This window comes from Methylobacterium sp. HJ2 (assembly GCF_056431005.1).
On the sequence record NZ_JBWJYM010000005.1, the window covers coordinates 44,856 to 69,975 of the forward strand.

Consider the following 25,120-nt stretch of genomic DNA (forward strand, 5'->3'; position numbering starts at 1 on the left):
TAGAGCGCAGGCGGGGCGCGCGGGCAACCGATCCGCGCGGCCGGATGCGGGGGCCCCAGTCCGTTGCGGACGGCGTTCCGCGCGGGGATAACCGGGGCATGCGCGCCGCCCTTCTCGCCCTCGCCCTGGTCCTCGCGTTCTGCGCCCTGTTCCTGCGCAGCTACACCCTGCCGCCGGCCCCTGACCGGCGGGGCGGCACCACGGTGTCGCTCAGCCTGCCGAACCGCCCGCTCTTCGGCAGCCCACGCGCCGATTGCCTCGGCACGCCCGCCTCCGAGCCGGTGATCGGCTGCCTGATCGCCTCGGTGAACCGCGCCCGCGACGCCGGCATCCCGCTGCTCACCCTCCGCTTCTGCGCGCCCTGCCACGATCTCGGCCAGCGCATCGCGCTCCTCGGGCGCGACGAGGCGGCGGCGCGGGAGCGCCTCGCCCAGATCGCCCGCTTCGGCTGGTAGGCCCGCGCCGGCCCGGCATTCCATTGACTTCGCAGGCGCGAGAGCGCATATCGCACCTGCAGCGTCAGCGGCCAGATGGGTCGCTTGAGGGGGCTGCGTGACGGATTCGAGGGACCGCAAGGCGGCTCGGAGAGTCCGGCCCCCCTCTTCATTCGTGCATGCACCCGGGCCGCCCCATCACGCGGGCAGCCCTCCTGCTTAGAGGACCATCCGTTCCCTCCGCGCCGCTCGCGAGCCGCGCCGGAACCGGTCCTGCTGCCTTGAGAAGTTCCCACTTGACCCAATTTACCGATTTCGGCCTCGCCCAGCCCGTGCTGCGTGCGCTCGATGAGGCCGGCTATCACACCCCCACGCCGATCCAGGCCCAGGCGATCCGCCCGGCGATGGAGGGCCGCGACCTCTGCGGCATCGCCCAGACCGGCACCGGCAAGACCGCGGCCTTCGCGCTGCCGATCCTGCACCGCCTCAGCCTCTCGGACCGCCGGCCGCCGCGCCGCGGCTGCCGGGTGCTGGTGCTCTCGCCGACGCGCGAGCTCGCCAACCAGATCGCCGAGAGCTTCTCGGATTACGGCCGCCACCTGCGCTACACCAACACCGTGGTGTTCGGCGGCGTCACCATCGGCCGCCAGGAGCGGGCGCTGGCGCCGGGCGTCGACATCCTCGTCGCCACCCCGGGCCGGCTGATCGATCTCGTCGACCGCCGCTCGCTGACGCTGGAGGGCGTCGAGATCCTCGTCCTCGACGAGGCCGACCAGATGCTCGATCTCGGCTTCATCCACGCCCTGAAGCGCATCGTGAAGATGCTGCCCGCCAAGCGCCAGAGCCTGTTCTTCTCGGCCACCATGCCGAAGAACATCGCGGGCCTCGCCGAGCAGTATCTCGACAACCCGGTCCAGGTCGCGGTGACGCCCGTCGCCACCACCGCCGAGCGCGTCGAGCAGCAGGTGATCTTCGCCCATACGGGCGCCAAGCAGGCCCTGCTCGCCCACATCCTGCGCGACCCGAAGATCGAGCGCGTGCTGGTCTTCACCCGGACCAAGCACGGCGCCGACCGCGTGGTGCGCGGCCTCGACAAGGCCGGCATCGTCGGCTCGGCGATCCACGGCAACAAGAGCCAGCCCCAGCGCGAGCGGGCGCTCGCCGCCTTCCGCGACGGCTCCTGCCGGGTGCTGGTGGCGACCGACATCGCCGCCCGCGGCATCGACGTCGAGGGCGTCAGCCACGTCGTCAATTTCGACCTGCCGAACGTGCCCGAGAGCTACGTCCACCGCATCGGCCGCACCGCGCGCGCCGGGGCCGACGGGCTCGCCATCTCGTTCTGCAACGACGAGGAGCGCGCCTACCTGCGCGACATCGAGCGCCTGACCCGCCAGAAGGTGCCGGTGGTGGGCTTCCCCGACGGCTTCAGCCCGCCCTCGCGGCAGGAAGCCGCCGAGATCGCCGCGGACGAGGAGCGCCGTCCCCCGCGTCAGCCGCAGGGCCGGCCGGGCCAGCGCAACGGGCAGCGCCCCGCGCAGGGCCGTCCGCATGCCGGCGGCCGTCCGGGCGAGCCGGGTCGCGGGCCGCAGGCCCGGCCCTCCCAGGGTCGTCCCCAGCAGGGGCGTCCCCAGCAGGGCCGCCCGCAGGAGGCCCGCGGCGACGGCCAGCGCCAGGGTCAGCCCCAGGCCCGTCCGCAGGGCGAGCGCGCGAACCACGCCCGCCCGAACGCCGCGCCGGAAGGCCGCCCGGGCAACCGCTCGCGCGGCGGCGGTGGTGGCAACGGCACCGAGGGGCGGGCCATCGGCTGGCTCGAGCGCGCGCCCCGCGCCTGAGCGCCGCCCGCGAAACCGTTAACCGAACACGCGCCGCCCCGGCTCTCCGGGGCGGCGTTTTTCGTGGGCGGCCCTAGCCGTCGGCGCACGTCGCGCCATCTCCCCGGCGTGTCCACGGGAGGAAGCGGACTATGCGGTTCGAGCTGTACCGGGATTCGCAGGGACAGTGGCGCTGGCGCCTGCGGGTACAGAACGGCAACGTCGTCGCGGATTCGGCGGAGGGCTATGCCCGCCGCGAGGATTGCGAGCACGGCATCGCCCTCGTGAAGCAGAGCGCTGCGGCCTCCACCGTCGACATGACCACCAAGATCGCCTGAGGCGGTCGCGCGGATGCCGGACGGCCGGGACGAGCCGGCCGCCCCGGACGCTCACGCGATCGTTCGACCTGTCGCCCCGGGGCTCGGCATTCGAACCCCGAACGCTTTGCCCGGATCGTGCGTTTCGAGGGCGTCGAGACGTCGTCCTGCTCGAAACTCCCTGACGAAGGAGCTGTGAACGTGTTGAGGAAACTCCTGCTGGCCGCCCTGCTGGTGCTCGGCTTCGCGGCGGCTGCGCCGCACCAGGCCTCGGCGGCCCCGATCGGTCCGGGCCTCGCGCTCGCCACCGAGGCGGCGCCCGCCGCCGTCGAGAAGGCGCAGTTCTACTATGGCCGCCCCTATTACCGCCGCCGGTTCTACCGCCCGCGGCCGTACTTCTACCGTCGGCCCTATTACGGCCGCCGATTCTACGGCCCGCGCCGCTTCTACGGCCGTCCGTACTATCGCCGCCGGTTCTTCTACTGATCCCAGTCCGGATCGGTCGGCTCGATCGAGCCCCGCGTCTCCTCGAGACGCGGGGCTTTTTCGTGAGCGCGGCGGGCGGCAGGCCCGGCCTGAGACAGAACGGGCGCCGCCACCGGCTCGCGGGCCGGGTCCGGATTGCCACCCGCTCGGGCTCGGCTCTAGACTGCGTGCGGGGACGGACGGCGCCAGACCGCCCGCCCCGGAGGAACGCCCATGAACAAGGTCGCGGCCGCCGAGGCCGATCCCCCGCGCGAGGCGCTGTGGCAGCATGTGCCGCTCGAGTGCTTCGTCTGCGCCTTCGCGGTCATCCTGGCCGGCCTGCTGAAACTCTGCGGCGTGATGCCCTGACGGTCCCGCGGCCGGGTACCGGGGTGCGGGCGGAGGACGAGGCGATGCGGGAGACGAGAGGCAGCGGAGAGGAGGCCGTGGACGACCGGCCCGGCGGCGATCCGCCCGGTGGGGACCAGCCGAGGGGTGATCTCACGGTCCGGACCATCGCGATGCCCGCCGACACCAACGCCAACGGCGACATCTTCGGCGGCTGGGTGCTCTCGCAGATGGATCAGGCCGGCGGCATCGCCGGGGTCGACCGGGCGCAGGGGCGCGTGGTCACGGTGGCGCTCGACGCGATGACCTTCATCCGTCCCGTCCGGGTCGGCGACGTGCTCTGCGTCTATACCCGGATCGGCCGCGTCGGCCGCACCTCGATGAAGATCGAGGTCGAGGCCTGGGCCCGCCGCTTCCAGACCCGGATCCGCGAGAAGGTCACGGAGGCCACCTTCACCTTCGTGGCCATCGACGACGCGGGCCGGCCCCGTGCCATCCCGGCCGGCGCCGACGAGGCCGCCGCCCAAACCTGAGGCGCGCAGGAACGGCGGGCGCGAGGCGCGGTTTCCCGGACGAGGCGGCCGGCGCGGACCGCCGGACGGGAGCGAGCGATGCCGCCTGCGAAGTCTGGACAATCCGGCGAGCCCGGCGGTCAGGCCCCCGGCGACGAGGCGCCCCCCGGGACGCCCGGCACGGGCGAGAACCTGTGCCGCCGCTGCGGCGGAAGCGGCCGGATCGAGGCCGCGGCCTGCCCCGAATGCGGGGGCACCGGCAAGGTCACGACGGGGATCGGCGGCGCCTGAGCGCCGCCGATCCGGCCTTCCGTGTCAGCCGATGACGAGGCGGACGAGGAGAAGCGCCACGGCGGCGCCCGTCACCGCGAGTCCGAGCAGGATGGGGCTGCCGACCTGATCGACGCTGTCGACATCGTGGCCCGCACGGTGACGCGGGCTGTCGGCGGCGCTGCCGCGCACGGTCGGGGCGGGCTCGCCGGTGGTGCCGACGGCCGGGATCGGACGGGGCTCAAGCGCCATGGACGCCTCCGCTCCGCACGTCCCGGTCCGTCCGGGCGGACGGGGCCGGCATCAGCGGCTGCCGCCGCCATTGGCGCTGCCCTGCGGCGTGGCGCGCTCGGGCTGGCCCGCATTGCCCCCGGCCGCGGAGTTGGTGGTCGCGGTCTCGGCCCCCGTGCCTCCGCGGGAGATCGTCACATCGCGGTCGTTGCCCGTGGTGTTGGGCTGGCCCTGGACCACGGTGCCGGTCGAGCCGGGCGCGCCGGGCGCGGTCCCGGTCTGGGCGAGGGCCGGTCCTGCGATGAGGAGCGCGGCGGTGGCGAAGGCTGCGAGTTTCGTCATGGGATCTCTCGTCTGAAGGGTCCGGCCTGTCGGATGGACAACCCCAGCGTGCACAAGAGGTTGCCGCGGGTGCGACGGAGCGCCGCCCGGACCGCGCCGGATCAGGTGGCCGCGACGAGGGCGACGCCCCCGATCATCAGCAGGCCTCCGGCGATCCGCCACAGGCTGGCGGGATGGGTCTCGAACCCGATCCAGCCGAAATGGTCGAGGGCGATCGAGGTGACGACGCCCGCCGTCACCAGCAGGCCGACGAAGGGCGCCGCGCCGATCTGCCGGGCGACGAGGAGCTGCGTCATCACGATGCCGCCGCCCAGCACGCCGCCGCACCACGCCCACCAGGGGACCTTCGCGGCCTCCGCCGCGCTGGGCAGGGCGAGCCGGCCCGAGACGAGGCCCACCGCCAGCACGGTCAGGATCGTGCCGAGGCCGACGATCAGTCCGGCGGTCAGGGGTTGCGCGAAGCTGCGGGCGAGCACGCCGTTCTGGCCGGGCTGGATCGCGTTGGCGATCCCGGCGAGCAGCACGACGCCGTAGAGATACCACATGGCGGATCCTCGGACAGGAGCGCCCCGGCCGGGGGTCCCCTGTCCGCAACACCCGGATCCCCGCTCCGTATCCCGCCCGGGTCCCGGACCGGAGGCGCGTCAGTGCCGCGGCATGCCGAGCCAGGCCGTGACGGGATCGAGCACGTAGGCGGCGACCGAGGCGGCCCAGCTCCGCGCCCGCGCGGTGAGCGAGCGCTGCGGGCCCGGCGTTCCCGCCGCCTGGGCGGCCATCACGGCGGCGACGTAGGCGTCCTCGCGCTCCCGGCACTCGTCGAGGGCGTTGCGCTCGTCGCCCGCCCGGCTCTGGCCGGCGGGCTGGCGCGCGTAGGCCTCGCGCAGGCAGCCGTGCCAAGCCTGCTCCAGCCGGTCGAGATCGGCGGTGGCCGGATCGATCGCGGACACGACCGAGCCGGCGCCGGCCGGTCCGGCGACCGCGAGCACGAGAAGGAGGCTGAGCACCGGCATCCGCATGGCAGGGGTATCGCCGATTCGGGCCAAGCTCGGCAAGAACGAACGGACAACACCCGCGGGCGCGCGGTGTCCCGCGCCTCAGGCCCGCGGCAGGGCCAGCAACCAGTCGCGCAGGGGCTCGGCCGCGGCCTCCCAGCGCGGCTCCAGCATCAGCGTGTGGGCGAGCCGCGGGACGATGACCGGGGGGCAGCCGTAATAGGCGCCCGTGCGCCAGACCTCGTCGGCGGGCACGAAGCGGTCGTCGGCCCCGCCGAGGACGAAGCGCGGCGGGGCCTGCCAGGGGAAGGGCGCGAAGGGCGGCCAGCCCTGAAGCTGGGGGCCGATCCGGGGCGATTCCGCGCCGACGCGGGCCAGGAAGCGGGCGAAGGCCGCCTCGGAGACGTCGGGCGAGAACAGGCCGCGGCGCATCACCGCCGGGTCGGCGTAGCGGGCGCCGCGGGTGCTCATGGTCAGGACCTCGCGGAACAGGTCCGGCTCGGTCAGGCCCATGCGCAGGGCCGAGGGCGCGAGGCCCCAGGGCGGCACCGAGGCCAGCAGAGCCATGCCGGCGGCCCGGCCGCCCGCGCGGATCCAGCTCTGGACGACGGCGCCGCCCAGCGAATGGCCGATCACCACGACCGGGCCGCCGATGCGGGCGACGGCCCCCGCCACGTCCTCGGCATAGTCCGACAGGCCCCAGCGGCCGAGATCCGCGTGGCCGCCGCTGCCGCCGTGGCCGCGCAGGCTCAGCGCATGGGCCGCGAAGCCCGCCTCGGCGAAGTAGGGCAGGAACGTTTCCTCCCAGATCCAGGCGCCGACCGAGATGCCGTGGACGAAGAGCAGCCGCGGGAGGCCGTTGGGCCGGCGCGGACGCCGCTCGACGATCTCGATCCTGGGGCCCGAAGCGGGTCGGCCGGGCGCCATCAGGCGCCCGCGTCGAAGCGGCTGCGGAAGAACACCACCCGGCCGGCCCCGTCGATCACCCGCACGGCCTCGGCGGGCTCGCCCTTGCGCTGGGGCACCCGGGCGCGGGCGAACAGGCGCAGGGCCCGCTCCTCGGCCGCGTCGAGATCGGGCACGCGCACGGAGACGCGACTGAGGACAGGGTCCGGATCCGGTCCGGGCTCGGGTCCCAGGATCTCGATGTGGAAGGTCTCGCGTGCGCTCAACGGGGCTGCCGGTTCGTCACAAGGGCGCCGGAAGGGTTTCCGGAGCGGGCCGCATCAGATAGGCGCGAGGCATGAACCTGCTCAAGGCCGGCCTCGTCGTTCTCGTCTGCCTGATCCTGTTCTGGCTCGGCCTGCGCATGGTCCGCCGCATGATCGATCTCACCATCGCGGCCGGCTACGAATCCGAGCGGCGTCGGCAGGAGGAGGAGGCGCGGGCGGCCCGCCGCGACGCGACGGACGAGGCGCCCCGCTGACGCCTCACGCGGGGGCCGGGGCGGTGCCGTAGGCGTCGGCCATTCGGGCGATCGCCGCGAGCTTGCCCGCGAAGGCCGACCAGTCGTCCCGCTCCGCGATCGGCGCCCAGAGCGCCTCGACCTCGTCGACCAGCAGGGTGCAGGGCTCCCCCGCGAAGTACGGGTGGTCGAGGGCGGCGCCCGGGGCGGGCGCGAGGGCGTCGAGGGCCGCGCGCACCGGCGCGAAGGCCGCGCCCGCGTAGGCGTCGGCGATCGGGCTCGCGGCGGCGCGGGCGGCCGAGGCCGGGCCGCCGTACCAGTCGAAGAACACCCGCTCGAACGGCGCGCGGCTGTCGCCGAGGAAGCGCCAGAAGGCCGCAACAAAGCGGTTGGTCTCGGCCTCGGCGGCCGGCGCGAGGCCGAGCCGGGCGAACAGCGCCGCCGCGAAGGCGTCCTGCAGGGCCGGCCCGAAGGCCTGGAGCGCCGGCTCCAGCCGCTCCTTCGGGGCGAGCGGCAGCAGGCAGTCGGCGAGCCGGCAGAGGTTCCAGAACAGGGCCTCGGGCTGGCGGCCGAAGCTGTAGAGGCCGCTCGTGTCGAAATAGGCCGCGGTGAAATCCGGGTCGAAGGCGGGCAGGAAGCGCCAGGGTCCGTAATCGAAGCTCTCGCCCGTGATGTTGATGTTGTCGGTGTTGAGCACCCCGTGCACGAAGCCGGCCGCCGCCCATTGCGCGCCCATGCGGGCGACCCGGGCGGTCACCGCCGCCAGGAAGGCCGCGGCCCGCTCGGCCGGGTCGTCCCGCCAGAGATCCGGCATGTGGGTGCGGATGCTGTGGTCGAGCAGGCGCGCGATGTTGTGCGGCTCGTCATGGGCGAGGAAGCGCTGGAAGCTGCCGATGCGGATATGGCTGTGGGAGAGCCGCACCAGCACCGAGGAGCGGGTGGGGGAGGGCTCGTCGCCGCGCTCCAGCGCCTCGCCGGTCTCGATCAGGCTGAAGCTCTTCGAGGTGTAGACGCCCTGGGCCTCGAGCAGCGCGGTGGCGAGCACCTCGCGCACGCCCCCCTTCAGGGTCAGACGCCCGTCGGCGGTGCGCGACCACGGCGTGGTGCCGCTGCCCTTGGTGCCGAGATCGAGCAGGCGCCCGTCCGCGCGGTCGTGCATCTGCGCGAACAGGAAGCCGCGCCCGTCGCCGAGATCGGGGTTGTACGAGCGGAACTGGTGGCCGTGGTAGCGCAGGGCGAGCGGCTCGGGAAAGCTGCCGGGCAGGGGCTCGAACCGGCCGAAATGCGCGATCCACGCCGCGTCCGAGAGCCCGCCGAGGCCGACGCGCTCCGCCCAGGCCTGGTTGCGGTAGCGCAGGATCGTCTGGGGGAAGCGGGCCGCCGCGACGGGGTCGAAGAAGTCCGGGCCGAGATCGGCGTGGCAGGTCGAGGGACGGAAGGCGGAGAGGTCGGTCACGCGGGATCCCGGACAGGCGCCCGTCTGCGGGCTCGACCCCTCATATAAGCCCGCCTGCGGCCGAGACGTTTCCGCGGCCCCGGCCGAACGCCCCGTCAGGGCTGGCCGGCGGTCCGCACCGGCCGCTCGGCGGCCTCCATCACGGCGCGGCAGCCGGGGCTCAGCCGCGGGCGCTCGCGGCGGAGGCAGCCCTTGATCGCCCCGACATTCGGGATCTGGGCGGCGCAGAGGCGCATCACGTCGGGGGTGCAGGCGGCGCGCTGGTCGCCGGTCGCCTGCGCCAGGGCCGGCCCGGCGAGCAGCGCGGACGAGAGCACGGCGGCGAGCATCTTCATGACCGGGACCTTGGGCTGGGAGAACGCGACGGACGGCCTTTCTCGCCGGCCAATCGTTAAGCGGCGGTGGCCCGGAGACCGGCCGGCCGGTCCCGCGATGGGCGGGGCGGTCCCGCGATGGGCGGGCCGGCGCCGCGACCAATCTCAGCCCGGGAACCCGCCGGTCTGCCGCAGGGCCTCGCCCATCACCATCGCGGCGCAGACCGCGACGTTGAGGGAGCGCAGCCCCGGACGGATCGGCACCACGATCCGCGCGTCGGCGGCGGCGTGCACGCCCTCGGGGACGCCGGCCGATTCCCGGCCCATCAGCACGCAGTCGCCGTCCCGGAAGGCGAAATCCGCGTAGGGCAGGGCGCCCGCGGTGGTGGCGAGCACGAGGCGGATGCTGGCCGCGCGGCGCCAGGCCTCGAACGCGGCCCAGGAGCGGTGCCGGGTGATCGCGACGTGGTCGAGATAGTCGAGGCCCGAGCGGCGCAGGTGCCGGTCCGAGACGTCGAAGCCCGCAGGCTCGACGATCTCGACGGCGAGCCCGAGGCAGGCCGCCATGCGCAGCAGCGTGCCGGCGTTCTGGGGGATGTCCGGCTGGTAGAGGGCGAGGCGGAGCATGGGGATGCAGGGCAGGGTTGAGCCGCTGCGGCATCGCCCCCCGCTTGGCCGGGCGTCAAGGGCGCTTATCTCAGAGAGCCCTCTCCCGAACCCTTCCGGCCATCATGTTCCTCGACTGGCTCGAGCGCCGCATCGACCCGTTCGCGCCCTTCGACGAAGCGCGCATGCCGCCCAGGACCGTGCTGGGCTTCGCGGGCTTCTACCTGCGGCCGATCCGCTGGGCGCTGGCCTGCCTGTTCGTGATCGCGATCGTCGCGGGCACGGTCGAGGCCTCGCTCTACCTCGTGATGCGCTGGTTCGTGGACCTGCTGTCCGGCGCCGACCGCGCCACGGTGCTGCAGGACCACGCGCTGGGCATCGGGCTGGCACTGGGCCTGGTCGCCGTGGTGCGGCCGGTCTCGATCTGGCTGCACGAGGTGCTGTCGAACCAGCTCGTGGTGCCGCAATCGACCAACCAGATCCGCTGGCGCGCCCATCTCTACACGCTGGGCCACTCGCTCTCCTACTTCCAGGGGGATTTCGCCGGCCGCCTCGCCAACCGGGTCGTGCAGGTCGGGCCGGCGGTGCGCGAGCTCGCCGTCGTGTTCATCGACACGCTGCTCTACGTGGCGATCTACGCCGTGACGGCGATCGGCCTGTTCGGCTCGATCTCGCTGTGGCTCGCCCTGCCGGTGGTGGTCTGGGTTGTGGCCTACGGCTTCCTGACGGCGTGGTTCGTGCCCCGCGCCCGCGCCCGCTCGCACCGCACCGCCGACACCCGCTCGGCCCTGATCGGCCGGGTGGTCGACAGCTACACCAACATCCTCACCGTGAAGCTCTTCGCCCGCGACCGCGAGGAGCGCGCCGCGGTGCGCGACGCGGTGGACGTCCACACCACGGCCTACCTGCACCAGTTCCGGCTGGTGACGCTGACGACGACGGGTCTCGGCGTGCTCAACAGCGCCCTGCTGATCGCCACGGCCGGCGCCTCCCTGCTGCTCTGGCAGCGCGGCGGCATGAGCACCGGCGAGGCCTCGGCCGGCCTCGCCCTGGTGCTGCGCCTCATCGCCATGTCGGGCTGGGTGATGCAGACGGTGCGCGGCGTGTTCGAGAACGTGGGGGTGATCCAGGAGAGCATGCAGACGATCAGCCGGCCGCACGGGCTGGTCGACGCGCCGGGCGCCGCCACCCTCCGGGTCGCGGGCGGCGGCATCCGCTTCGAGGGGGTCGGCTTCCATTACGGGCGCGGCGACGCCAACGTGATCGAGGATCTCTCGCTGACGATCCGGCCGGGCGAGAAGGTCGGCCTCGTCGGCGTCTCGGGGGCGGGCAAGAGCACCATCGCCTCGCTGCTGCTGCGCCTGCACGACGTCGAGAGCGGGTGCATCCGGGTCGACGGGCAGGACATCGCCGGGGTGACGCAGGAATCCCTGCGCGGCGCCATCGCGATGGTCAGCCAGGACACCTCGCTGCTGCACCGCTCGATCCGCGACAACATCGCGTATGGCCGGCCCGACGCGACGCAGGCGGAGGTCGAGCGCGCGGCCCGCCTCGCCCACGCGGACGGCTTCATCGCCGACCTCGTCGACCACAAGGGCCGGCGCGGCTACGACGCGCAGGTGGGCGAGCGCGGAGTGAAGCTCTCGGGCGGCCAGCGCCAGCGCGTGGCCATCGCCCGCGTCATCCTGAAGGACGCCCCGATCCTGATCCTCGACGAGGCCACCTCGGCCCTCGACAGCCAGGTCGAGGCCGCGATCCAGGATGCCCTCGACACCCTGATGCAGGGCAAGACGGTGCTGGCCATCGCCCACCGGCTCTCGACCATCGCGGCCCTCGACCGGCTGATCGTGATCGACAAGGGCCGCATCGTGGAGGAGGGCACGCATGCCGAGCTCGTCCGGCGCGGCGGCCTCTACGCCCGGCTCTGGGAGCGCCAGTCCGGCGGCTTCCTGCCGGACGCGGCGCCCCCCGAGCCTGGGAGCGCGGCGCCCGCCCGACACGTTTCCGACGCGGTGCGCGGATAGAGAGCCCACCGAGACCCAGCCGCGGCCCGCACCGCCCGTGCCGCCGCGGCCCCGTCACCTGAAGAAAGACATGCCATGCCGGCACTCGACCTCGCGGCCTCGCCCGCGCGGGACAGGGCCCCGTTCCGCCGTCCCTGGCTCGGCGAGATGCGCGCGACCCTCGCGCTCTCCGGGCCCCTCGTCCTGATCAACCTCGCCCAGCACGGCCTGATCATGGCCGACGTGGTGATGCTCGGCCGCCTCGGCGCCGAGCACCTCGCGGCGGCCACGCTCGCCAACGGGCTCTACTTCATCCTGTTCATCGGCGGCCTCGGCCTCACCGCCACGGTCGCCCCGCTGATCGCCGAGGCGCTCGGGCGCGACCGCGCCGCGACGGACGAGGTCCGCCGCACCGTGCGGGCGGGGCTCTGGGCCGCGACGCTCGTGGCGGTGCCGATCATGCTGACGCTCTGGCACACCGGCGCGCTGCTCGCGGCGATCGGCGAGCCGCCGGAGCTCGCGGCGGCGGCGGGCCGCTACATGCGCGCGCTGCAATGGGCGATGTGGCCGGCGCTGCTGTTCATGGCCCTGCGCGGCGCGCTCTCGGCGCTGGAGCGGCCGGGCTGGGCCCTCGCCGCGAGCCTCGCCGGGCTGCCGGTCAATGTCGGGCTCGGGCTGGTGCTCGCCTTCGAGGGGCCGGGCCGGCTCGGGCTCGGCCCGGTCGGCATCGGCGCGGCGACCGCCTGCGCCAGCCTCGCGAGCCTCCTCGTCCTCTGCGCCGTGGTCCTGTGCGACCCGGCGCTGCGGCGCTACCGGCTGTTCCACCGCCTGTGGCGCTTCGACCCGCCCCGCCTCGCCCGGGCCTTCCGCCTCGGCCTGCCGATGGTGGCCACCGGCCTCGCCGAGGCGGGCCTGTTCGAGGCGGCGGCGCTCGGCATGGGGCTGTTCGGCGCGAGCCAGCTCGCCGCTCACGCGGTGGCGATCCAGGTCGCGGCCTTCTGCTTCATGGTGCCCAACGGCGTCGCCCAGGCCGCCACCGTGCGGGTCGGCCTCGCCTTCGGCCGCCGGGACGCGGGGGGCGTGCGGCGGGCCGGCACCGTGGCGCTTCTGCTCGGCCTCGGCTTCATGAGCCTGTGCGCGCTGGTGCAGCTCGCCGCCCCGACCTGGCTGATCGGCCTGTTCCTCGATCTCGCCGAGCCGGGCAACGCGGCCGTGCTGCCGATCGCGGTGGCGTTCCTGGGCTTCGCGGCCCTGTTCGCCGTGGCCGACGGGATCCAGTCGGTGGCCCTCGGCATGCTGCGCGGCCTGCAGGACACCCAGGTGCCGATGCTCGTCGCGGTCGCCGGCTACTGGGGCCTCGGCGTGCCGGTCGGGGCCGGGCTCGCCTGGGGCGCAGGGTACGAGGGCACCGGCATCTGGCTCGGCTTCTGCGCCGGCCTGTTCGTGGTGGCGGCCCTGCTGGTGGCGCGCTGGCGCGGCCTCGTCCGGCGCCTCGGCGCGCCCCGCCGCGATGCGGCCGCGCTACAGCCGGGGATCGCCTGACGCCGTCGGCGCCGAGCTTGGCCGTCGCCGGCTTGACTTCCGGCGACCCCCGGTCGCATTGCACGACTTGGAACGATGATGCTCTGGTCCGCTCGGGACCGGCGGCCGCGCGCGCTCTTGCGCCGTGCCGAGCGTCGCCGTCCTGCTGGTTTGCACGCTCTCGGAGTCACCCCACCTTGGCGAACACCACCGCCGCCGCGCCCGCAGGCGCCGCCCCGCAGGAGGGCACCCGCCGCGACTTCCTGTTCCTGGCGACAGGAGCGGGGCTCGCCGTCGGCGTCGGGGCCGTCGCATGGCCCTTCGTCGCGTCGATGTCGCCCGACGCCGCCACCATCGCGGCCGGCGCGCCGATCGAGGTCGATCTCTCGCCGATCACCGACGGCCAGATCATCAACGTGTTCTGGCGCGGCAAGCTGATCTTCGTCCGCAAGCTCACCGAGAAGGAGGTCACGGACATGAAGGCCGTGCCCGTCTCGCAGCTCTCGGACCCCGCCCCCTTCACCACCCGGGTGAAGAACGGCCACGACCAGTGGCTCGTGGTCTACGGCAACTGCACCCATCTGGGCTGCGTGCCGATCGGCCACCAGGGCAATTTCGAGGGCTGGGCCTGCCCCTGCCACGGCTCCCAGTTCGACGCCGTCGGCCGCGTGCGCCGCGGCCCCGCCCCGATCAATCTGCCGATCCCCCCCTACGCCTTCCAGACGGATTCCAAGATCCGGATCGGCGAAGAGGGCGGCAAGGCCGCGGCCTGACGAGAAGAGGAGGGGCAAGCCCATGAGCGCCCACGCCAACACCTACGTCCCGAAGAGCCGCCTCGCCAAATGGTTCGAGTCGCGGCTGCCGCTCGTCGGCCTCGTGCACTCGTCGTTCGTGGCCTTCCCGGTGCCGCGCAACCTCACCTATTTCTGGACCTTCGGGGCGATCCTGATCGCCTTCCTGGGCATCCAGATCGTCACCGGCGTCTGGCTGGCGATGCATTACGAGCCCTCGGCCAACGAGGCGTTCAACTCCGTCGAGCACATCATGCGCGACGTGAACTACGGCTGGCTGCTGCGCTACGCCCACGCCAACGGCGCCTCGATGTTCTTCGTGGCGGTCTACGCGCACATCTTCCGCAACCTCTACTACGGCTCCTACAAGGCCCCGCGCGAGGTGCTCTACATCCTCGGCGTGATCATCTACCTGCTGATGATGGCCACCGCCTTCCTGGGCTACACCCTGCCGTGGGGCCAGATGAGCTTCTGGGGCGCCACCGTCATCACCAACATCCTGGCGGCGATCCCGGTGGTGGGCGACACCATCCAGAGCCTGCTCTGGGGCGGCTACTCCGTCGGCAACCCGACGATCAACCGCTTCTTCTCGCTGCACTTCCTGCTGCCCTGGATGATCGCTGGCGTCGTGGTGCTCCACGTCTGGGCGCTGCACGTCACCGGCCAGAACAACCCGACGGGCATCCCGATCAAGTCCTCCAAGGACGCGGTGCCCTTCACCCCCTACGCCACGGTCAAGGACGTGTTCGCCACGGTGGTGTTCATGATCCTGTTCGCGTGGTTCATCTTCTACCAGCCGAACTATCTCGGCCACGCCGACAACTACGTCCCGGCCAACCCCGCCGTGACCCCGGCCCACATCGTGCCCGAATGGTACTTCCTGCCCTTCTACGCGATCCTGCGGGCCGTGCCCTCCAAGCTCGGCGGCGTGATCCTGATGTTCTCGGCGGTGCTGATCCTGGCGCTGGCGCCCTGGCTCGACACCTCCCGCGTGCGCTCCTGCAACTACCGCCCGATCTACCGGCAGTTCTTCTGGGTGTTCGTGGCGGTGTGCGTGATCCTGGGCTGGCTCGGCGCCAAGCCGCCCGAGGGCGGCTACGTCATCGCCTCGCAGATCTGCACGGCCTACTACTTCGCGCACTTCCTCGTGGTGATGCCGCTGGTGGGCCTGATCGAGACGCCGCGGCAGCTCCCGGGCTCGATCCTGGAGAGCGTGATGGGTCCGGGCAAGCAGGTGAGCGGGTCGGGCATGCCGACCGGCGCCGCCGCCGCCCCGACGACGAAGGGCTGAGGGACAGACACGCGATGAGAACCCCTATCGTCCTCGCCGCGGCCCTGGTCGCGGCCGCCCTCGGGCTGTCCGGCGCCCGCGCCGAGGATGCCCACGCGACGCCCCACCCGCCCCGGGAGAAGTGGAGCTTCGCCGGCGTGTTCGGCCGCTTCGACGAGGCCCAGCTCCAGCGCGGCTTCCAGGTCTACAAGGAGGTCTGCTCGGCCTGCCACAGCATGAAGCTGGTGGCGTTCCGCAACCTCGCGGAGGAGGGCGGTCCGTCCTTCTCGGCGAGTCAGGTCAAGGCCCTCGCGGCGACCTACCAGGTCAAGGACGGCCCGAACGACGCGGGCGACATGTTCGACCGGCCCGGCCGGCCGGCCGACCGCTTCCCGCCGCCCTTCCCGAACGATCAGGCCGCCGCCGCGGCCAACGGCGGCAAGGCGCCGCCGGACTTCTCGGTGCTCGCCAAGGCCCGCACCTACGAGCGCGGCTTCCCGTGGTTCATCTTCGACGCGATGCCCTTCGTGGGCTTCTCGGAGCAGGGCGTCGACTACATCCACGCGCTGATCAACGGCTACGCGGAGCCCCCGAAGGGCTTCGAAGTGCCCGATGGCGGCCATTACAACACCTATTATCCGGGCCACGTCATCGCGATGCCCCCGCCGATCAGCGACGGGCAGGTGACCTACCCGAAGGGCGACAACGGCCAGCCCGTGGTGCCCGAGACGGTGGACCAGTACGGCAAGGACGTCGCGGCCTTCATGGCCTGGGCGGCCGAGCCCCACATGATGGCCCGCAAGGCGCTCGGGCTGCGGGTGATCCTGTTCCTGATCATTCTGGCGGGGCTGCTCTACTACGTGAAGAAGCGGATCTGGGCGGATGTCGGGGGCGAGACCCACGGCCTCCAGCCGGAGCTGCACAAGACCTTCTGAGGCGGCTGCCGCCGCCGCACGACCCGTGGTACGGGCCCCGCGAGGGGCCCGTTTCCTTTTGGTGCGACAGCGGCTGTATCGATGGCGACGCGATCGACCGCGACCCTGTCGACAGCGATCTGGGCTGAGGATTTCCGATGACGGCAGCGGTGCTCGGCGTGATGGGCGGATCCGGCGTCTACGACCTGCCGGGGCTGGAGGACGTGCGCGAGGAGCGGGTCTCCTCCCCCTGGGGCGAGCCCTCGGACGCGCTGCGCATCGGCCGGATCGGCACGACCAAAGTGGTCTTCCTGGCCCGGCACGGGCGCGGCCACCGGCTCTCGCCGTCGGGCATCGACTACCGGGCCAACATCGACGCGCTGAAGCGGGCCGGGGTCACCGACCTCGTCTCGCTCTCGGCCTGCGGCTCGTTCCGCAACGAGCTGCATCCGGGCCTGTTCGTGCTGGTCGACCAGTTCGTCGACCGCACGCACGGGCGGGTCTCCTCGTTCTTCGGCAACGGCTGCGTCGCCCACGTCTCGATGGCCCACCCGGTCGGGCCGGGGCTGCAGGCGCGCATCGCCGCCGCCGCCGAGGCGGAGGCGATCCACATCCATCGCGGCGGAACCTACGTCTGCATGGAGGGGCCGCAATTCTCCTCGCTCGCCGAATCGAAGGCCTACAAGGCGCAGGGCTTCGACGTGATCGGGATGACCAACATGCCCGAGGCCAAGCTCGCCCGCGAGGCCGAGATCACCTACGCGACGATCGCGATGGTGACGGATTTCGATTGCTGGCACCCGGGCCACGACGCGGTGGACGTGGCGGCGGTGATCGCCGTGGCGCGCGCCAACGCCGACAAGGCGGCCCGCCTCGTGGCGCGGCTGGCCCGCGACTTCCCGGCCGAGCGGGCGGAATGCCCGGCCGGCTCGCACCGGGCGCTGGACGGCGCGATCATGACCGCGCCGGCCCAGCGCGATCCGGCGCTGGTCGCCAAGCTCGACGCAGTGGCCGGGCGGGTGCTCGCCGGCTGACGGACCGCGCGGCGCGGATATCCGGGGCGAGGCGCGCCCGCGGCGGCGAGACGCGAGGCCCCCGCCGGGCGCGGGCCGATCGCGGCCGGCGACGGCGGCACGCGCCCGCTTCCCTCCGCACCCGAAACCGCACTAGAAGGCCAGGACTTGACCGGCCGGCTCCCGCGCCGGCCCCTCCTCCTTCGCGAATGCCAAGACGACCCATGCGCAGCGCCAGCATCAGCCGTAAGACGGCGGAGACCGATGTCGCCGTCTCGATCGGCCTCGACGGCAGCGGCCGGGCCGCGGTCGCGACCGGCATCGGATTCCTCGACCACATGCTGGAGCTGTTCGCCCGGCACGGCCTGTTCGACGTCGAGGTCAAGGTGGCGGGCGACCTGCACGTCGACCAGCACCACTCGGCCGAGGATTGCGGCATCGCGCTGGGGCAGGCCTTCGCGAAGGCGCTCGGCGACAAGCGCGGCATCGCCCGCTACGCCGACATCCACCTGCCCATGGACGAGGCATTGACGCGGATCTGCATCGACATCTCGGGGCGGCCGTTCCTGGTGTTCCGCACCGCGTTCCGGGTGGAGAAGATCGGCCAGTTCGACACCGAGCTGGTGCGCGAGTGGTTCCAGGCCTTCGCGATGAACGCCGGCATCGCCCTCCATGTCGAGACGCTCTACGGCGACAACGCGCATCACATCGCCGAGAGCTGCTTCAAGGGTCTGGCCCGCGCCTTGCGGATCGCGGTGTCGCTCGATCCGCGGGAAGAGGGCCGCGTGCCCTCGACCAAGGGTTCTTTGTAGGGACGAACGCTTCGTCGGACGAGCGCGCGGGACGATCGCGCGGGAAGGGCAGACGCCATGAGGACGCGCAGCTACACCCTCCACCTGCCGCCGGAATCGCGCGCGGGCGAGGCCTACGGGCTCGACCGCGCCGTGCTGGTGCCGGACGGCTTCTCCTGGGCGGCCTTCGCCTTCTCGGTGGCGTGGTTCCTGTTCCACCGGCTCTGGCTGGCGGCGCTCGCGGTCGCGGCCGGGCTCGTCCTCGTGGCCCTGGGCGGGCGGCTCATCGGCCTGTCGCCGCTCGCCGGCGCGCTGATCAGCCTGCTCGTCTCGATCCTGATCGGGCTCGAGGCCTCGAGCCTGCGGCGCTGGACCCTGGCGCGCCGGGGCTGGCCGGCGCGGGACGCGGTCCTGGCCGGCAGCGCCGTCGAGGCCGAGACCCGCGCGATGGCCCGCTGGCTCGACCCGCAGACCCTGCCGCCGGCGCCGCAGCGGCCGGGCTTCGCCCGCGAGCGCGAGCCGGTGATCGGCCTGTTCCCGAGCCACGAGGGAACGCGGTGAGCGAGACCGTCGCCCTCGTCGATTACGGCTCCGGCAACCTCCACTCGGCTGCCAAGGCCTTCGAGCGGGCCGCCCGCGAGGCCGGGCTCGACGGCACCCGGATCGTCGTCACGGGCGATCCCGGGATGGTGGCCGCCGCCGACCGGGTGGTGCTGCCCGGGGTCGGGGCCTACGCCGATTGCCGCCGCGGCCTCGACGCGGTGCCGGGCCTGATCGAGGCGATGACCGGGACCGCGCTGGCGGCCGGCCGGCCCTTCCTCGGGATCTGCGTCGGCATGCAGCTCATGGCGACGCGGGGCCTCGAGTACGAGACCACGCCGGGCCTCGGCTGGATCGCGGGCGATGTCGGGCCGATCCGGCCCGCCGATCCCGCCCTCAAGATCCCCCATATGGGCTGGAACACCCTGACGGCCGAGCGGGATCACCCGCTGCTCGCCGGCATCCCCACCGGCGCCGACGGGTTGCACGCCTATTTCGTGCACAGCTACGCCCTCCGGGCCGACCGGCCCGGCGAGGTCGTGGCCCATGCCGAGTATGGCGGGCCCATCACCGCGATGGTCGCCCGCGACAACCTCGCCGGCACGCAGTTCCACCCGGAGAAGAGCCAGCGCCTCGGCCTCGCCCTCCTCGCCAACTTTCTGAGGTGGCGGCCCTGACGCCGCCCTGTCTGGTTCAGACGAGAGGACCCCGCGCGTGATCCTGTACCCGGCGATCGATCTCAAGGAGGGGCGCTGCGTCCGCCTCGTCCAGGGCGACATGTCCCAGGCGGTGGTGTTCAGCGACGATCCGGCGGCCCAGGCCGCCACCTTCGCCGAGCAGGGCTTCTCCTGGCTGCACGTGGTCGATCTCGACGGCGCCTTCGCGGGCGCGCCGATGAACGCGGAGGCGGTCGACGCGATTCTCGCCCGGATCGACCTGCCGGTGCAGCTCGGCGGCGGCATCCGCGAGATGAAGACGCTGGAGGCGTGGCTCTCCAAGGGCGTCGCCCGCGTCATCATCGGCACGGCCGCCGTGCGCGACCCGGCCTTCGTGCACGAGGCGGCGCGGCGCCATCCCGGCAAGATCGCGGTCGGCATCGACGCCAAGGACGGGCGCGTGGCGGTCGAGGGCTGGGCGCAGACCTCCAGCATGACCGCCGAGGAGCTCGGGCGCCGCTTCGAGGATGCCGGCGTCGCGGCCATCATCTACACCGACATCGCCCGCGACGGCATCCTGAAGGGCCTCAACGTCGAGATGACGCTGGCGCTGGCCGAGGCCGTGCGCATCCCGGTAATCGCGTCCGGCGGCCTCGCCTCGATCGAGGACGTGCATCGTCTGCTCCAGCCCGACTGCGCGCTGATCGCCGGCGCCATCACGGGCCGGGCCCTCTACGACGGGCGCATCGACCCGCGCGCGGCCCTCGCGGCGATCCGGGAGGCGCGCGCGGCGCGGGCGTGATAGGATCGCCCCGCTGCAGGCGAGTGCGGAGGCCGGAATGACGGCGCTGAAGGCTGCGGCCCGGCCCGGAACGGCAGGGACCGCGTACGCGGACGATTTCTACACCTGGACCCAGGAGCAGGGCGCGCGCCTCCGGGCTGGCGACCTGACGGCGCTCGATCTCGAGAACCTGGCCGAGGAGATCGAGAGCTTGGGCCGGAGCGAGTTCAACAGCCTAGTGAGCGCGTGGCGGGTGGTCCTGCTGCACATGCTCAAGGTCGACCATCAGCCGGCGCGGCGGACGCGGAGCTGGATGATCTCGATCGCGACGCAGCGGGCCGAGGCGGAATTCGTCCTGAAGGACAATCCGGGCCTGAAGCGCCGTCTCGACGAGGCCCTGGCGCGCGCTTACCGCGGAGCCCGTCTCGAGGCCGCCAGTGAGACCGGCCTGCCGCTCAGGACCTTTCCGCTGGACTGCCCCTACACCCACGACGCGATGCTGACGCGGCCCTTCCCGATCGACCCCGACGACCCCACTGCCTGAGAGCCCCCGTGCTGAAGACCCGCATCATCCCCTGCCTCGACGTCAAGGACGGCCGCGTCGTCAAGGGCGTGCGCTTCCTCGAGCTGCGCGACGCGGGCGATCCGGTCGAGGCGGCCAAGGCCTACGACGCGGCCGGCGCCGACGAGCTCTGCTTCCTCGACATCACGGCGAGCCACGAGGCCCGCGGCACGCTCCTCGACGTGGTGAGCCGCACCGCGGAGGCCTGCTTCATGCCGCTGACCGTCGGCGGCGGCGTGCGGGCCGTGGCGGACGTGCGCGCGCTCCTGCTCGCGGGCGCCGACAAGGTCGCGATCAACACCGCCGCGGTGAAGGATCCCGACCTCGTGGCCCGCGCCGCGGAGAAGTTCGGGGCCCAGTGCATCGTGGTGGCGATCGATGCCAAGCGCGTCTCGGCCCCGGGCGCGCCCGGCGCCTGGGAGATCTTCACCCATGGCGGGCGCGAGCCCACCGGCATCGACGCGGTCGCCTTCGCCCGCACCGTCGCCGCCAAGGGGGCGGGCGAGCTCCTCGTCACCTCGATGGACCGGGACGGCACGCGCTCGGGCTACGACCTCGGGCTGACCCGCGCCATCGCCGACGCGGTGCCGGTGCCGGTGATCGCCTCGGGGGGCGTCGGCGGGCTGGACGACCTCGTGGCGGGCGTGGCCCAGGGCGGCGCCAGCGCCGTGCTCGCCGCCTCGATCTTCCATTTCGGGCAGCACAGCGTCGCCGAGGCCAAGGCCCACATGGCCGCCGCCGGGCTGGCGATGCGGCTCGACGCCTGACGGCGCCTCAGCGCGCTATCGCCGCGCGCCGATCCCATCGAGTTCGCGTGACATGACGGCGTGGGCCGACTCGATCGCGGGTGGGGTTGCGCGGTATGGCCACCGCTCTTCGTGAGTGAGAAAATCTCGGTATGCAATGATATCCCAAAGATCGCGTCTCGGGTCCTTTGCACTGGCTGATGTCGTCGCAAGGATCCGCTTATAGCCGCCGAGATTGAAAAAATCGTCGGCCGTCCGCGCCAGCTCCTCGCGGCAGACGAAAAGCGGATACGAACGATCGTAATGCTGATTCAAAACATGCTTTACCTTGCTTGAAGCACTGCCAATCTCCTTGAAGAGATCCTTCTCGAACGCCGAAACCAGATCGATGAAAGCTTGGCGTCGAATCTGCCGGCCGACTTCCTCGAATCGTTCGAGAATCTTGGTTCGACGGTTCCTGGCCATCTCACCGACGAGGTCGGAGAGGCCAAGCGCTTCCAGCGCCTGGGCGGTCGCCGTTGGCAGGATCGCGGATCGCCTCGCGTGCTCGTGGGCGCCGATCTGCATGCGGTACCCGGCATAGGACGCATCGATCCGACGTCCCGTCAAAAGCCGGGCTCCGGATCGGAGCCGTATTCCGCCAGCATCGCGTCGAGCGTCGCTTCAAAATTCTCGTTCGTGAGGGGCTTCAGGACTTTTCTGTTCGCAGGATCGACAAGCTTCCAGTCCGTCCGATCGTCGGGGCCGGTCAGGACGAGCAGCACCGGATCGCCACTTCCGAGACGGGACATATCGATGCGTCCGCGCGCGCCGATGACGACCGTGGCCCGCGGATCCAGCCGGACGATCTCATCCCCGACCTCGATGTCCAGCCGGTCGATCTCGTACTCCCCGGTCGCCTCCTCGTAGGCCGCCTTGGGCGTTCGTTGCAGGACGACTTTTCCGTCAGAGCTGTAGGGCCGCAGCCACTCGGCGATTTGATCGTAGAGCGCAGACACGGCCGCCTGCCAGGCTGCCACCCGTTCCTGGGGTGCAGGCAGCACGTCTCGGGACGCTTGCAGCCGCTCGATCGTATCCCGCAAAGCCACGTCGGACCCACCCCATGTTCGGCAATGACGCGAGGCGATGGTAGCGAGGCCCACGGGAATCGCCAGTCCGCCATGGAGCCGGTTTGCGCAGCCGACGCGGCAAGCCCTGTGCACGGCATGAGGCGCCGTGCCATCTGTCAGGCGCGCGGCTTGCCCGGCGGCGGGGGGTGACGCATTTTGCCGCCGAACGTGGCGCCGTCGCAGGCTCCTGGATGCACGGTGTTGCATGACCGATTACACGCTGAACGACCTCGCGCGGCTGGTGGCGAGCCGGGCGGGCACGAGCCCGGACCAGTCCTACACGGCCAAGCTCCTGGCGGGCGGCCCGGCCAAGGCCGCCAAGAAGCTCGGCGAGGAGGCGGTCGAGGCCGCGATCGCCGCGGTGCAGGGCGACCGGGCCGGGCTGACGGCGGAGGCGGCCGACGTGCTCTACCACCTCGTCGTTCTGCTGCGCGCCAGCGACGTCGAGCTCGACGCGGTGATGGCCGAGCTGGAGCGCCGCACCGCCCAGAGCGGGATCGCCGAGAAGGCCGCGAGGCGCCACACATGAACCTCGCGCCGGCGCCCGCGGGCGGACAGGATCCGGTGACCGGCGAGGGGCCGGACGGGCTCTCGCCCTATCGCCGCTTCAGCCGGGACGAGTGGGCGCGGCTGCGCGCCGACGCGCCGCTGACCCTGAACGCCGAGGACATCGCCCGGCTGCAATCGATCAACGACCCGATCTCGGTCGAGGAGGTGGTGGCGATCTACCTGCCGCTGTCGCGCCTGCTCTCGCTCTACGTCGCGGCCACGCAGGGCCTGTTCAAGGCCACGCAGCGCTTCCTCATCGCCGAGCGCGAGCGCAAGGTGCCCTACATCATCGGGCTCGCCGGCTCGGTCGCGGTCGGCAAGTCGACCACGGCCCGCATCCTGGCGGCGCTGCTCGCGCGCTGGCCGAACACGCCGAAGGTCGATCTCGTCACCACCGACGGCTTCCTGCTCCCGAACGCCGAGCTCGCGGCCGGCGGCATCATGGAGCGCAAGGGCTTCCCCGAGAGCTACGACACCGCCGCGCTGCTGCGCTTCCTGCACGACGTGAAGGCGGGCCACCCGCGGGTGACGGCGCCGCTCTACTCCCACCTCGTCTACGACCGGGTCCCGGGCGAGGAGCGCGTGGTCGAGAGCCCCGACATCCTGATCGTCGAGGGCCTGAACGTGCTGCAGCCGGCCCGCCTCCCGCGGGACGGCACGGCGATCCCGTTCGTGTCCGATTTCTTCGACTTCTCGATCTACCTCGACGGCCACGAGGACGACCTGCACCGCTGGTACGTCCTGCGCTTCATGAAGCTGCGCGAGACCGCGTTCCGCGATCCGCGTTCCTATTTCCGCAAATATGCCGAGGTGCCCGAGGCCGAGGCGCTCGCCATCGCGGACCGGCTCTGGACCACGATCAACCTGCCGAACCTGCGCGAGAACATCCTGCCGACGCGCCAGCGCGCCAGCCTGATCCTGTCGAAGGGCGCGAGCCACCGCATCGAGAGCGTGGCGCTGCGGCGCCTCTGACCCGAGATCCGGGCGCTCCCCGCGGCCGGGCGGACGAGACCCGGTCAGGCGAAGGGGAGCGCCGCCTCCACGAGGTAGGGGCCGCCGCCGGTCGATTCGCGCGCGGAGAACACGCTGACCTGCGTGGCTTCGAAACGCAGCGGCTCGAACAGGCCGGACGCGGCCACGTACATCGCCACCGCCTCCGGGCTCGCCTCGCGCCTGAGCCGCGCCAGGGTGACGTGGGGCGTGAACTTGCGCCGCTCCGGCGGCACCCCCGCGCGGCGCACCAGCCGCTCCTGCTCGGCCTGCAGGTCCATCAGCGCCGGATCCTGGGCAATCGCGGCGTAGAGCGCCCGCGGCCGGTCGCCGCCGAAGATGCCGAGCGCCTCGAGGGTGACCGGGACCGGATCCCGGGCCCGCTGGGCGCCGAGCGCCTCGAGCACGTCCTCGGCCATAGCCGCGTCGATGTCGCCGAGGAAGCGCAGGGTGACGTGGTAATCGCCGGGCTCGATCCAGCGGGCGCCCGGCAGGCCGCCGCGGTAGCGGGCGAGGCGCTCGCCGATCCCGGGCGGCACGGCGAGCCCCGTGAACAGGCGCGGCATCGGCGTCAGTGCGCCGGCCTGCCCAGCCGGCCGAGGAAGCTCTCGACGGTGGGCAGGATCCCCGCCACCACGGCCTCCACGCCCTTCGGGTTCGGGTGCATGCCGTCGTCGAGGTTCAGGCCGCGCTCGCCCGCGATGCCGGCGAGGAAGAACGGGTAGAGCGCCAGACCGTATTGCCGGGCGAGATCGGGATAGATCGCGTCGAAGCGGGCGATGTAGTCCGGACCGAGATTGGTGGAGGCCCGCATCCCGGCGAGCAGCACCGGGATGCCGCGCTGCTTCAGGCGCGCCACGATGGCGTCGAGGGCCTTCCGGGTCACCGCCGGATCGGTGCCGCGCAGCATGTCGTTGGCGCCGAGTTCGAGGATGACGCCGTCGGTCCCGTCCGGCACCGACCAATCGACCCGGTCGAGGCCGCCGGTGGCGGTGTCGCCCGAGACGCCCGCGTTCTGGACGCTGACGGCGTGGCCGCGCTTGGCCAGCTCGCGCTGGAGCACGGCCGGGAAGGCCGCGTCCGCGGGCAGGCGGTAGCCGGCGGTCAGGCTGTCGCCGAGCGCCACGATGCTCAGCGGCCGGCCGGGTTCGGCGCGCGCGGGCAGGGCGCCGGGCATCAGGGCCGCCAGGGCGAGGAGGAGCGCCGCAGCCAGGCGCGGCAGGGGCCCGGGCCGGCCATGATGGCGCACCCGCCGCGCCCGCCCTTGGCGGCGGGACCCCGCAGGGCCCATATCGCTGCCGCCCCGCGCCGCGGCGCCACCCCGTGCCGCGTCGCACGGAACCGCACGCGGCCACATCCGAGCCTCATCCGTCATGCATCC

At 72.7% G+C, this 25,120-nt stretch carries 35 protein-coding genes; 22 read left to right on the forward strand and 13 right to left on the reverse strand.

Features of this window, described 5'->3' with window-relative positions; translation table 11 throughout:
* Positions 1-98: 98 nt before the first annotated feature.
* From ACS5RC_RS13650 to ACS5RC_RS13680, 7 genes are all read left to right on the forward strand, one after another.
* Complete coding sequence (locus ACS5RC_RS13650) at positions 99-455, forward strand: hypothetical protein (RefSeq protein ID WP_478344418.1); 357 nt, start codon at positions 99-101, stop codon at positions 453-455.
* 275 nt (positions 456-730) lie between these two features.
* On the forward strand, positions 731-2,266 hold the full coding sequence (locus ACS5RC_RS13655; RefSeq protein WP_478344419.1) for a DEAD/DEAH box helicase: 1,536 nt from the start codon (positions 731-733) through the stop codon (positions 2,264-2,266).
* Between the two features lie 131 nt (positions 2,267-2,397).
* Positions 2,398-2,583: a YegP family protein gene (locus ACS5RC_RS13660; RefSeq protein ID WP_478344420.1), complete on the forward strand. Its 186-nt coding sequence runs from the start codon at positions 2,398-2,400 to the stop codon at positions 2,581-2,583.
* A gap of 180 nt (positions 2,584-2,763) precedes the next feature.
* A complete protein-coding gene (locus ACS5RC_RS13665; protein WP_478344421.1) occupies positions 2,764-3,048 on the forward strand; it encodes a hypothetical protein in 285 nt (94 codons plus the stop codon).
* Positions 3,049-3,261: 213 nt separating this feature from the next.
* Positions 3,262-3,396 carry a hypothetical protein gene (locus ACS5RC_RS13670; protein WP_478344422.1) on the forward strand — a complete coding sequence of 45 codons (135 nt, stop codon included), beginning with the start codon at positions 3,262-3,264 and terminating at the stop codon, positions 3,394-3,396.
* Positions 3,397-3,548: 152 nt separating this feature from the next.
* Positions 3,549-3,908, forward strand: a complete 360-nt coding sequence (locus ACS5RC_RS13675) for an acyl-CoA thioesterase (RefSeq protein ID WP_478344738.1) — start codon at positions 3,549-3,551, stop codon at positions 3,906-3,908.
* 78 nt (positions 3,909-3,986) lie between these two features.
* Positions 3,987-4,178 carry a hypothetical protein gene (locus ACS5RC_RS13680; RefSeq protein WP_478344423.1) on the forward strand — a complete coding sequence of 64 codons (192 nt, stop codon included), beginning with the start codon at positions 3,987-3,989 and terminating at the stop codon, positions 4,176-4,178.
* A gap of 24 nt (positions 4,179-4,202) precedes the next feature.
* On the opposite strand, the gene ACS5RC_RS13685 is transcribed toward ACS5RC_RS13680, so the two are convergent.
* The 6 genes from ACS5RC_RS13685 to ACS5RC_RS13710 all read right to left on the reverse strand — a co-directional run bounded on the left by ACS5RC_RS13685 (position 4,203) and on the right by ACS5RC_RS13710 (position 6,894).
* On the reverse strand, positions 4,203-4,409 hold the full coding sequence (locus tag ACS5RC_RS13685) for a hotdog family protein (RefSeq protein ID WP_478344424.1): 207 nt from the start codon (positions 4,407-4,409) through the stop codon (positions 4,203-4,205).
* Between the two features lie 51 nt (positions 4,410-4,460).
* Positions 4,461-4,730 carry a hypothetical protein gene (locus tag ACS5RC_RS13690; RefSeq protein WP_478344425.1) on the reverse strand — a complete coding sequence of 90 codons (270 nt, stop codon included), beginning with the start codon at positions 4,728-4,730 and terminating at the stop codon, positions 4,461-4,463.
* Positions 4,731-4,831: 101 nt separating this feature from the next.
* Positions 4,832-5,275, reverse strand: a complete 444-nt coding sequence (locus ACS5RC_RS13695) for a DMT family transporter (RefSeq protein ID WP_478344426.1) — start codon at positions 5,273-5,275, stop codon at positions 4,832-4,834.
* 99 nt (positions 5,276-5,374) lie between these two features.
* Positions 5,375-5,740 carry a hypothetical protein gene (locus ACS5RC_RS13700; RefSeq protein WP_478344739.1) on the reverse strand — a complete coding sequence of 122 codons (366 nt, stop codon included), beginning with the start codon at positions 5,738-5,740 and terminating at the stop codon, positions 5,375-5,377.
* Positions 5,741-5,824: 84 nt separating this feature from the next.
* Positions 5,825-6,649 (reverse strand): alpha/beta hydrolase, encoded by an 825-nt coding sequence (locus tag ACS5RC_RS13705; protein ID WP_478344427.1) that lies wholly within the window; start codon positions 6,647-6,649, stop codon positions 5,825-5,827.
* On the reverse strand, positions 6,649-6,894 hold the full coding sequence (locus ACS5RC_RS13710) for a hypothetical protein (RefSeq protein WP_478344428.1): 246 nt from the start codon (positions 6,892-6,894) through the stop codon (positions 6,649-6,651). The genes ACS5RC_RS13705 and ACS5RC_RS13710 overlap by 1 nt, the downstream gene beginning before the upstream one ends.
* A gap of 71 nt (positions 6,895-6,965) precedes the next feature.
* On the opposite strand from ACS5RC_RS13710, the gene ACS5RC_RS13715 reads away from it, so the two are divergent.
* A complete protein-coding gene (locus ACS5RC_RS13715) occupies positions 6,966-7,148 on the forward strand; it encodes a hypothetical protein (RefSeq protein ID WP_478344429.1) in 183 nt (60 codons plus the stop codon).
* A 4-nt stretch (positions 7,149-7,152) separates the two neighbouring features.
* On the opposite strand, the gene ACS5RC_RS13720 is transcribed toward ACS5RC_RS13715, so the two are convergent.
* The 3 genes from ACS5RC_RS13720 to ACS5RC_RS13730 all read right to left on the reverse strand — a co-directional run bounded on the left by ACS5RC_RS13720 (position 7,153) and on the right by ACS5RC_RS13730 (position 9,524).
* A complete protein-coding gene (locus ACS5RC_RS13720) occupies positions 7,153-8,583 on the reverse strand; it encodes a protein adenylyltransferase SelO family protein (protein ID WP_478344430.1) in 1,431 nt (476 codons plus the stop codon).
* A 95-nt stretch (positions 8,584-8,678) separates the two neighbouring features.
* Complete coding sequence (locus ACS5RC_RS13725; protein WP_478344431.1) at positions 8,679-8,918, reverse strand: hypothetical protein; 240 nt, start codon at positions 8,916-8,918, stop codon at positions 8,679-8,681.
* A gap of 144 nt (positions 8,919-9,062) precedes the next feature.
* On the reverse strand, positions 9,063-9,524 hold the full coding sequence (locus tag ACS5RC_RS13730; protein ID WP_478344432.1) for a tRNA (cytidine(34)-2'-O)-methyltransferase: 462 nt from the start codon (positions 9,522-9,524) through the stop codon (positions 9,063-9,065).
* Between the two features lie 104 nt (positions 9,525-9,628).
* Here ACS5RC_RS13730 and ACS5RC_RS13735 point away from each other — a divergent pair, with 104 nt between their 5' ends.
* The 12 genes from ACS5RC_RS13735 to hisF all read left to right on the forward strand — a co-directional run bounded on the left by ACS5RC_RS13735 (position 9,629) and on the right by hisF (position 21,112).
* Entirely contained in the window at positions 9,629-11,527 is a 1,899-nt protein-coding gene (locus ACS5RC_RS13735; protein ID WP_478344433.1) for an ABC transporter ATP-binding protein, read from the forward strand.
* 75 nt (positions 11,528-11,602) lie between these two features.
* On the forward strand, positions 11,603-13,048 hold the full coding sequence (locus tag ACS5RC_RS13740; RefSeq protein WP_478344434.1) for an MATE family efflux transporter: 1,446 nt from the start codon (positions 11,603-11,605) through the stop codon (positions 13,046-13,048).
* A 176-nt stretch (positions 13,049-13,224) separates the two neighbouring features.
* Positions 13,225-13,800: a ubiquinol-cytochrome c reductase iron-sulfur subunit gene (gene petA / locus ACS5RC_RS13745; protein WP_478344435.1), complete on the forward strand. Its 576-nt coding sequence runs from the start codon at positions 13,225-13,227 to the stop codon at positions 13,798-13,800.
* A gap of 22 nt (positions 13,801-13,822) precedes the next feature.
* Complete coding sequence (locus ACS5RC_RS13750) at positions 13,823-15,109, forward strand: cytochrome b (RefSeq protein WP_478344436.1); 1,287 nt, start codon at positions 13,823-13,825, stop codon at positions 15,107-15,109.
* A 14-nt stretch (positions 15,110-15,123) separates the two neighbouring features.
* Entirely contained in the window at positions 15,124-16,023 is a 900-nt protein-coding gene (locus ACS5RC_RS13755; RefSeq protein WP_478344437.1) for a cytochrome c1, read from the forward strand.
* Between the two features lie 137 nt (positions 16,024-16,160).
* Positions 16,161-17,036: an S-methyl-5'-thioadenosine phosphorylase gene (locus ACS5RC_RS13760; RefSeq protein WP_478344438.1), complete on the forward strand. Its 876-nt coding sequence runs from the start codon at positions 16,161-16,163 to the stop codon at positions 17,034-17,036.
* A 203-nt stretch (positions 17,037-17,239) separates the two neighbouring features.
* A complete protein-coding gene (gene hisB, locus ACS5RC_RS13765) occupies positions 17,240-17,827 on the forward strand; it encodes an imidazoleglycerol-phosphate dehydratase HisB (RefSeq protein WP_478344439.1) in 588 nt (195 codons plus the stop codon).
* Between the two features lie 57 nt (positions 17,828-17,884).
* Positions 17,885-18,367, forward strand: coding sequence for a DUF2628 domain-containing protein (locus tag ACS5RC_RS13770; protein ID WP_478344440.1), 483 nt, complete (start codon positions 17,885-17,887; stop codon positions 18,365-18,367).
* Complete coding sequence (hisH, locus tag ACS5RC_RS13775; protein ID WP_478344441.1) at positions 18,364-19,023, forward strand: imidazole glycerol phosphate synthase subunit HisH; 660 nt, start codon at positions 18,364-18,366, stop codon at positions 19,021-19,023. The genes ACS5RC_RS13770 and hisH overlap by 4 nt, the downstream gene beginning before the upstream one ends.
* Positions 19,024-19,060: 37 nt before the next feature.
* Positions 19,061-19,804 carry a 1-(5-phosphoribosyl)-5-[(5-phosphoribosylamino)methylideneamino]imidazole-4-carboxamide isomerase gene (gene hisA / locus ACS5RC_RS13780; protein WP_478344442.1) on the forward strand — a complete coding sequence of 248 codons (744 nt, stop codon included), beginning with the start codon at positions 19,061-19,063 and terminating at the stop codon, positions 19,802-19,804.
* 37 nt (positions 19,805-19,841) lie between these two features.
* Positions 19,842-20,327 (forward strand): DUF29 domain-containing protein, encoded by a 486-nt coding sequence (locus ACS5RC_RS13785; RefSeq protein ID WP_478344443.1) that lies wholly within the window; start codon positions 19,842-19,844, stop codon positions 20,325-20,327.
* Positions 20,328-20,335: 8 nt separating this feature from the next.
* Positions 20,336-21,112 (forward strand): imidazole glycerol phosphate synthase subunit HisF, encoded by a 777-nt coding sequence (gene hisF / locus ACS5RC_RS13790; RefSeq protein WP_478344444.1) that lies wholly within the window; start codon positions 20,336-20,338, stop codon positions 21,110-21,112.
* Between the two features lie 15 nt (positions 21,113-21,127).
* On the opposite strand, the gene ACS5RC_RS13795 is transcribed toward hisF, so the two are convergent.
* Together ACS5RC_RS13795 and ACS5RC_RS13800 are read right to left on the reverse strand one after the other, a co-directional pair.
* A complete protein-coding gene (locus ACS5RC_RS13795; RefSeq protein ID WP_478344445.1) occupies positions 21,128-21,658 on the reverse strand; it encodes a hypothetical protein in 531 nt (176 codons plus the stop codon).
* 38 nt (positions 21,659-21,696) lie between these two features.
* Positions 21,697-22,110 carry a hypothetical protein gene (locus ACS5RC_RS13800; protein ID WP_478344446.1) on the reverse strand — a complete coding sequence of 138 codons (414 nt, stop codon included), beginning with the start codon at positions 22,108-22,110 and terminating at the stop codon, positions 21,697-21,699.
* Positions 22,111-22,405: 295 nt separating this feature from the next.
* Here ACS5RC_RS13800 and ACS5RC_RS13805 point away from each other — a divergent pair, with 295 nt between their 5' ends.
* Positions 22,406-22,729: a phosphoribosyl-ATP diphosphatase gene (locus tag ACS5RC_RS13805; RefSeq protein ID WP_478344447.1), complete on the forward strand. Its 324-nt coding sequence runs from the start codon at positions 22,406-22,408 to the stop codon at positions 22,727-22,729.
* Positions 22,726-23,721 carry a type I pantothenate kinase gene (coaA, locus tag ACS5RC_RS13810; RefSeq protein ID WP_478344448.1) on the forward strand — a complete coding sequence of 332 codons (996 nt, stop codon included), beginning with the start codon at positions 22,726-22,728 and terminating at the stop codon, positions 23,719-23,721. Before ACS5RC_RS13805 ends, coaA begins: the two co-directional genes overlap by 4 nt.
* A 44-nt stretch (positions 23,722-23,765) precedes the next feature.
* Here coaA and thpR read toward each other — a convergent pair whose 3' ends face one another.
* Both thpR and ACS5RC_RS13820 read right to left on the reverse strand, forming a co-directional pair.
* The gene (thpR, locus tag ACS5RC_RS13815; protein WP_478344449.1) at positions 23,766-24,305 is read right to left on the reverse strand and encodes an RNA 2',3'-cyclic phosphodiesterase; all 540 of its coding nucleotides are present in this window, start codon (positions 24,303-24,305) and stop codon (positions 23,766-23,768) included.
* A 5-nt stretch (positions 24,306-24,310) separates the two neighbouring features.
* Positions 24,311-24,916 (reverse strand): arylesterase, encoded by a 606-nt coding sequence (locus ACS5RC_RS13820; RefSeq protein ID WP_478344740.1) that lies wholly within the window; start codon positions 24,914-24,916, stop codon positions 24,311-24,313.
* Positions 24,917-25,120: the final 204 nt, after the last annotated feature.

Coding starts and splice junctions, on each gene's coding strand:
- ACS5RC_RS13650 (WP_478344418.1), top strand. CDS start 99: ATGCGCGCCGCCCTTCTCGCCCTCGCCCTGGTCCTCGCGTTCTGCGCC.
- ACS5RC_RS13660 (WP_478344420.1), top strand. CDS start 2,398: ATGCGGTTCGAGCTGTACCGGGATTCGCAGGGACAGTGGCGCTGGCGC.
- ACS5RC_RS13670 (WP_478344422.1), top strand. CDS start 3,262: ATGAACAAGGTCGCGGCCGCCGAGGCCGATCCCCCGCGCGAGGCGCTG.
- ACS5RC_RS13675 (WP_478344738.1), top strand. CDS start 3,549: ATGCCCGCCGACACCAACGCCAACGGCGACATCTTCGGCGGCTGGGTG.
- ACS5RC_RS13680 (WP_478344423.1), top strand. CDS start 3,987: ATGCCGCCTGCGAAGTCTGGACAATCCGGCGAGCCCGGCGGTCAGGCC.
- ACS5RC_RS13685 (WP_478344424.1), bottom strand. CDS start 4,409: ATGGCGCTTGAGCCCCGTCCGATCCCGGCCGTCGGCACCACCGGCGAG.
- ACS5RC_RS13690 (WP_478344425.1), bottom strand. CDS start 4,730: ATGACGAAACTCGCAGCCTTCGCCACCGCCGCGCTCCTCATCGCAGGA.
- ACS5RC_RS13695 (WP_478344426.1), bottom strand. CDS start 5,275: ATGTGGTATCTCTACGGCGTCGTGCTGCTCGCCGGGATCGCCAACGCG.
- ACS5RC_RS13700 (WP_478344739.1), bottom strand. CDS start 5,740: ATGCCGGTGCTCAGCCTCCTTCTCGTGCTCGCGGTCGCCGGACCGGCC.
- ACS5RC_RS13705 (WP_478344427.1), bottom strand. CDS start 6,649: ATGGCGCCCGGCCGACCCGCTTCGGGCCCCAGGATCGAGATCGTCGAG.
- ACS5RC_RS13715 (WP_478344429.1), top strand. CDS start 6,966: ATGAACCTGCTCAAGGCCGGCCTCGTCGTTCTCGTCTGCCTGATCCTG.
- ACS5RC_RS13725 (WP_478344431.1), bottom strand. CDS start 8,918: ATGAAGATGCTCGCCGCCGTGCTCTCGTCCGCGCTGCTCGCCGGGCCG.
- ACS5RC_RS13730 (WP_478344432.1), bottom strand. CDS start 9,524: ATGCTCCGCCTCGCCCTCTACCAGCCGGACATCCCCCAGAACGCCGGC.
- ACS5RC_RS13735 (WP_478344433.1), top strand. CDS start 9,629: ATGTTCCTCGACTGGCTCGAGCGCCGCATCGACCCGTTCGCGCCCTTC.
- ACS5RC_RS13740 (WP_478344434.1), top strand. CDS start 11,603: ATGCCGGCACTCGACCTCGCGGCCTCGCCCGCGCGGGACAGGGCCCCG.
- ACS5RC_RS13750 (WP_478344436.1), top strand. CDS start 13,823: ATGAGCGCCCACGCCAACACCTACGTCCCGAAGAGCCGCCTCGCCAAA.
- ACS5RC_RS13755 (WP_478344437.1), top strand. CDS start 15,124: ATGAGAACCCCTATCGTCCTCGCCGCGGCCCTGGTCGCGGCCGCCCTC.
- ACS5RC_RS13760 (WP_478344438.1), top strand. CDS start 16,161: ATGACGGCAGCGGTGCTCGGCGTGATGGGCGGATCCGGCGTCTACGAC.
- hisB (WP_478344439.1), top strand. CDS start 17,240: ATGCGCAGCGCCAGCATCAGCCGTAAGACGGCGGAGACCGATGTCGCC.
- ACS5RC_RS13770 (WP_478344440.1), top strand. CDS start 17,885: ATGAGGACGCGCAGCTACACCCTCCACCTGCCGCCGGAATCGCGCGCG.
- ACS5RC_RS13785 (WP_478344443.1), top strand. CDS start 19,842: ATGACGGCGCTGAAGGCTGCGGCCCGGCCCGGAACGGCAGGGACCGCG.
- ACS5RC_RS13795 (WP_478344445.1), bottom strand. CDS start 21,658: ATGCAGATCGGCGCCCACGAGCACGCGAGGCGATCCGCGATCCTGCCA.
- ACS5RC_RS13805 (WP_478344447.1), top strand. CDS start 22,406: ATGACCGATTACACGCTGAACGACCTCGCGCGGCTGGTGGCGAGCCGG.
- coaA (WP_478344448.1), top strand. CDS start 22,726: ATGAACCTCGCGCCGGCGCCCGCGGGCGGACAGGATCCGGTGACCGGC.
- thpR (WP_478344449.1), bottom strand. CDS start 24,305: ATGCCGCGCCTGTTCACGGGGCTCGCCGTGCCGCCCGGGATCGGCGAG.
- ACS5RC_RS13820 (WP_478344740.1), bottom strand. CDS start 24,916: ATGCCCGGCGCCCTGCCCGCGCGCGCCGAACCCGGCCGGCCGCTGAGC.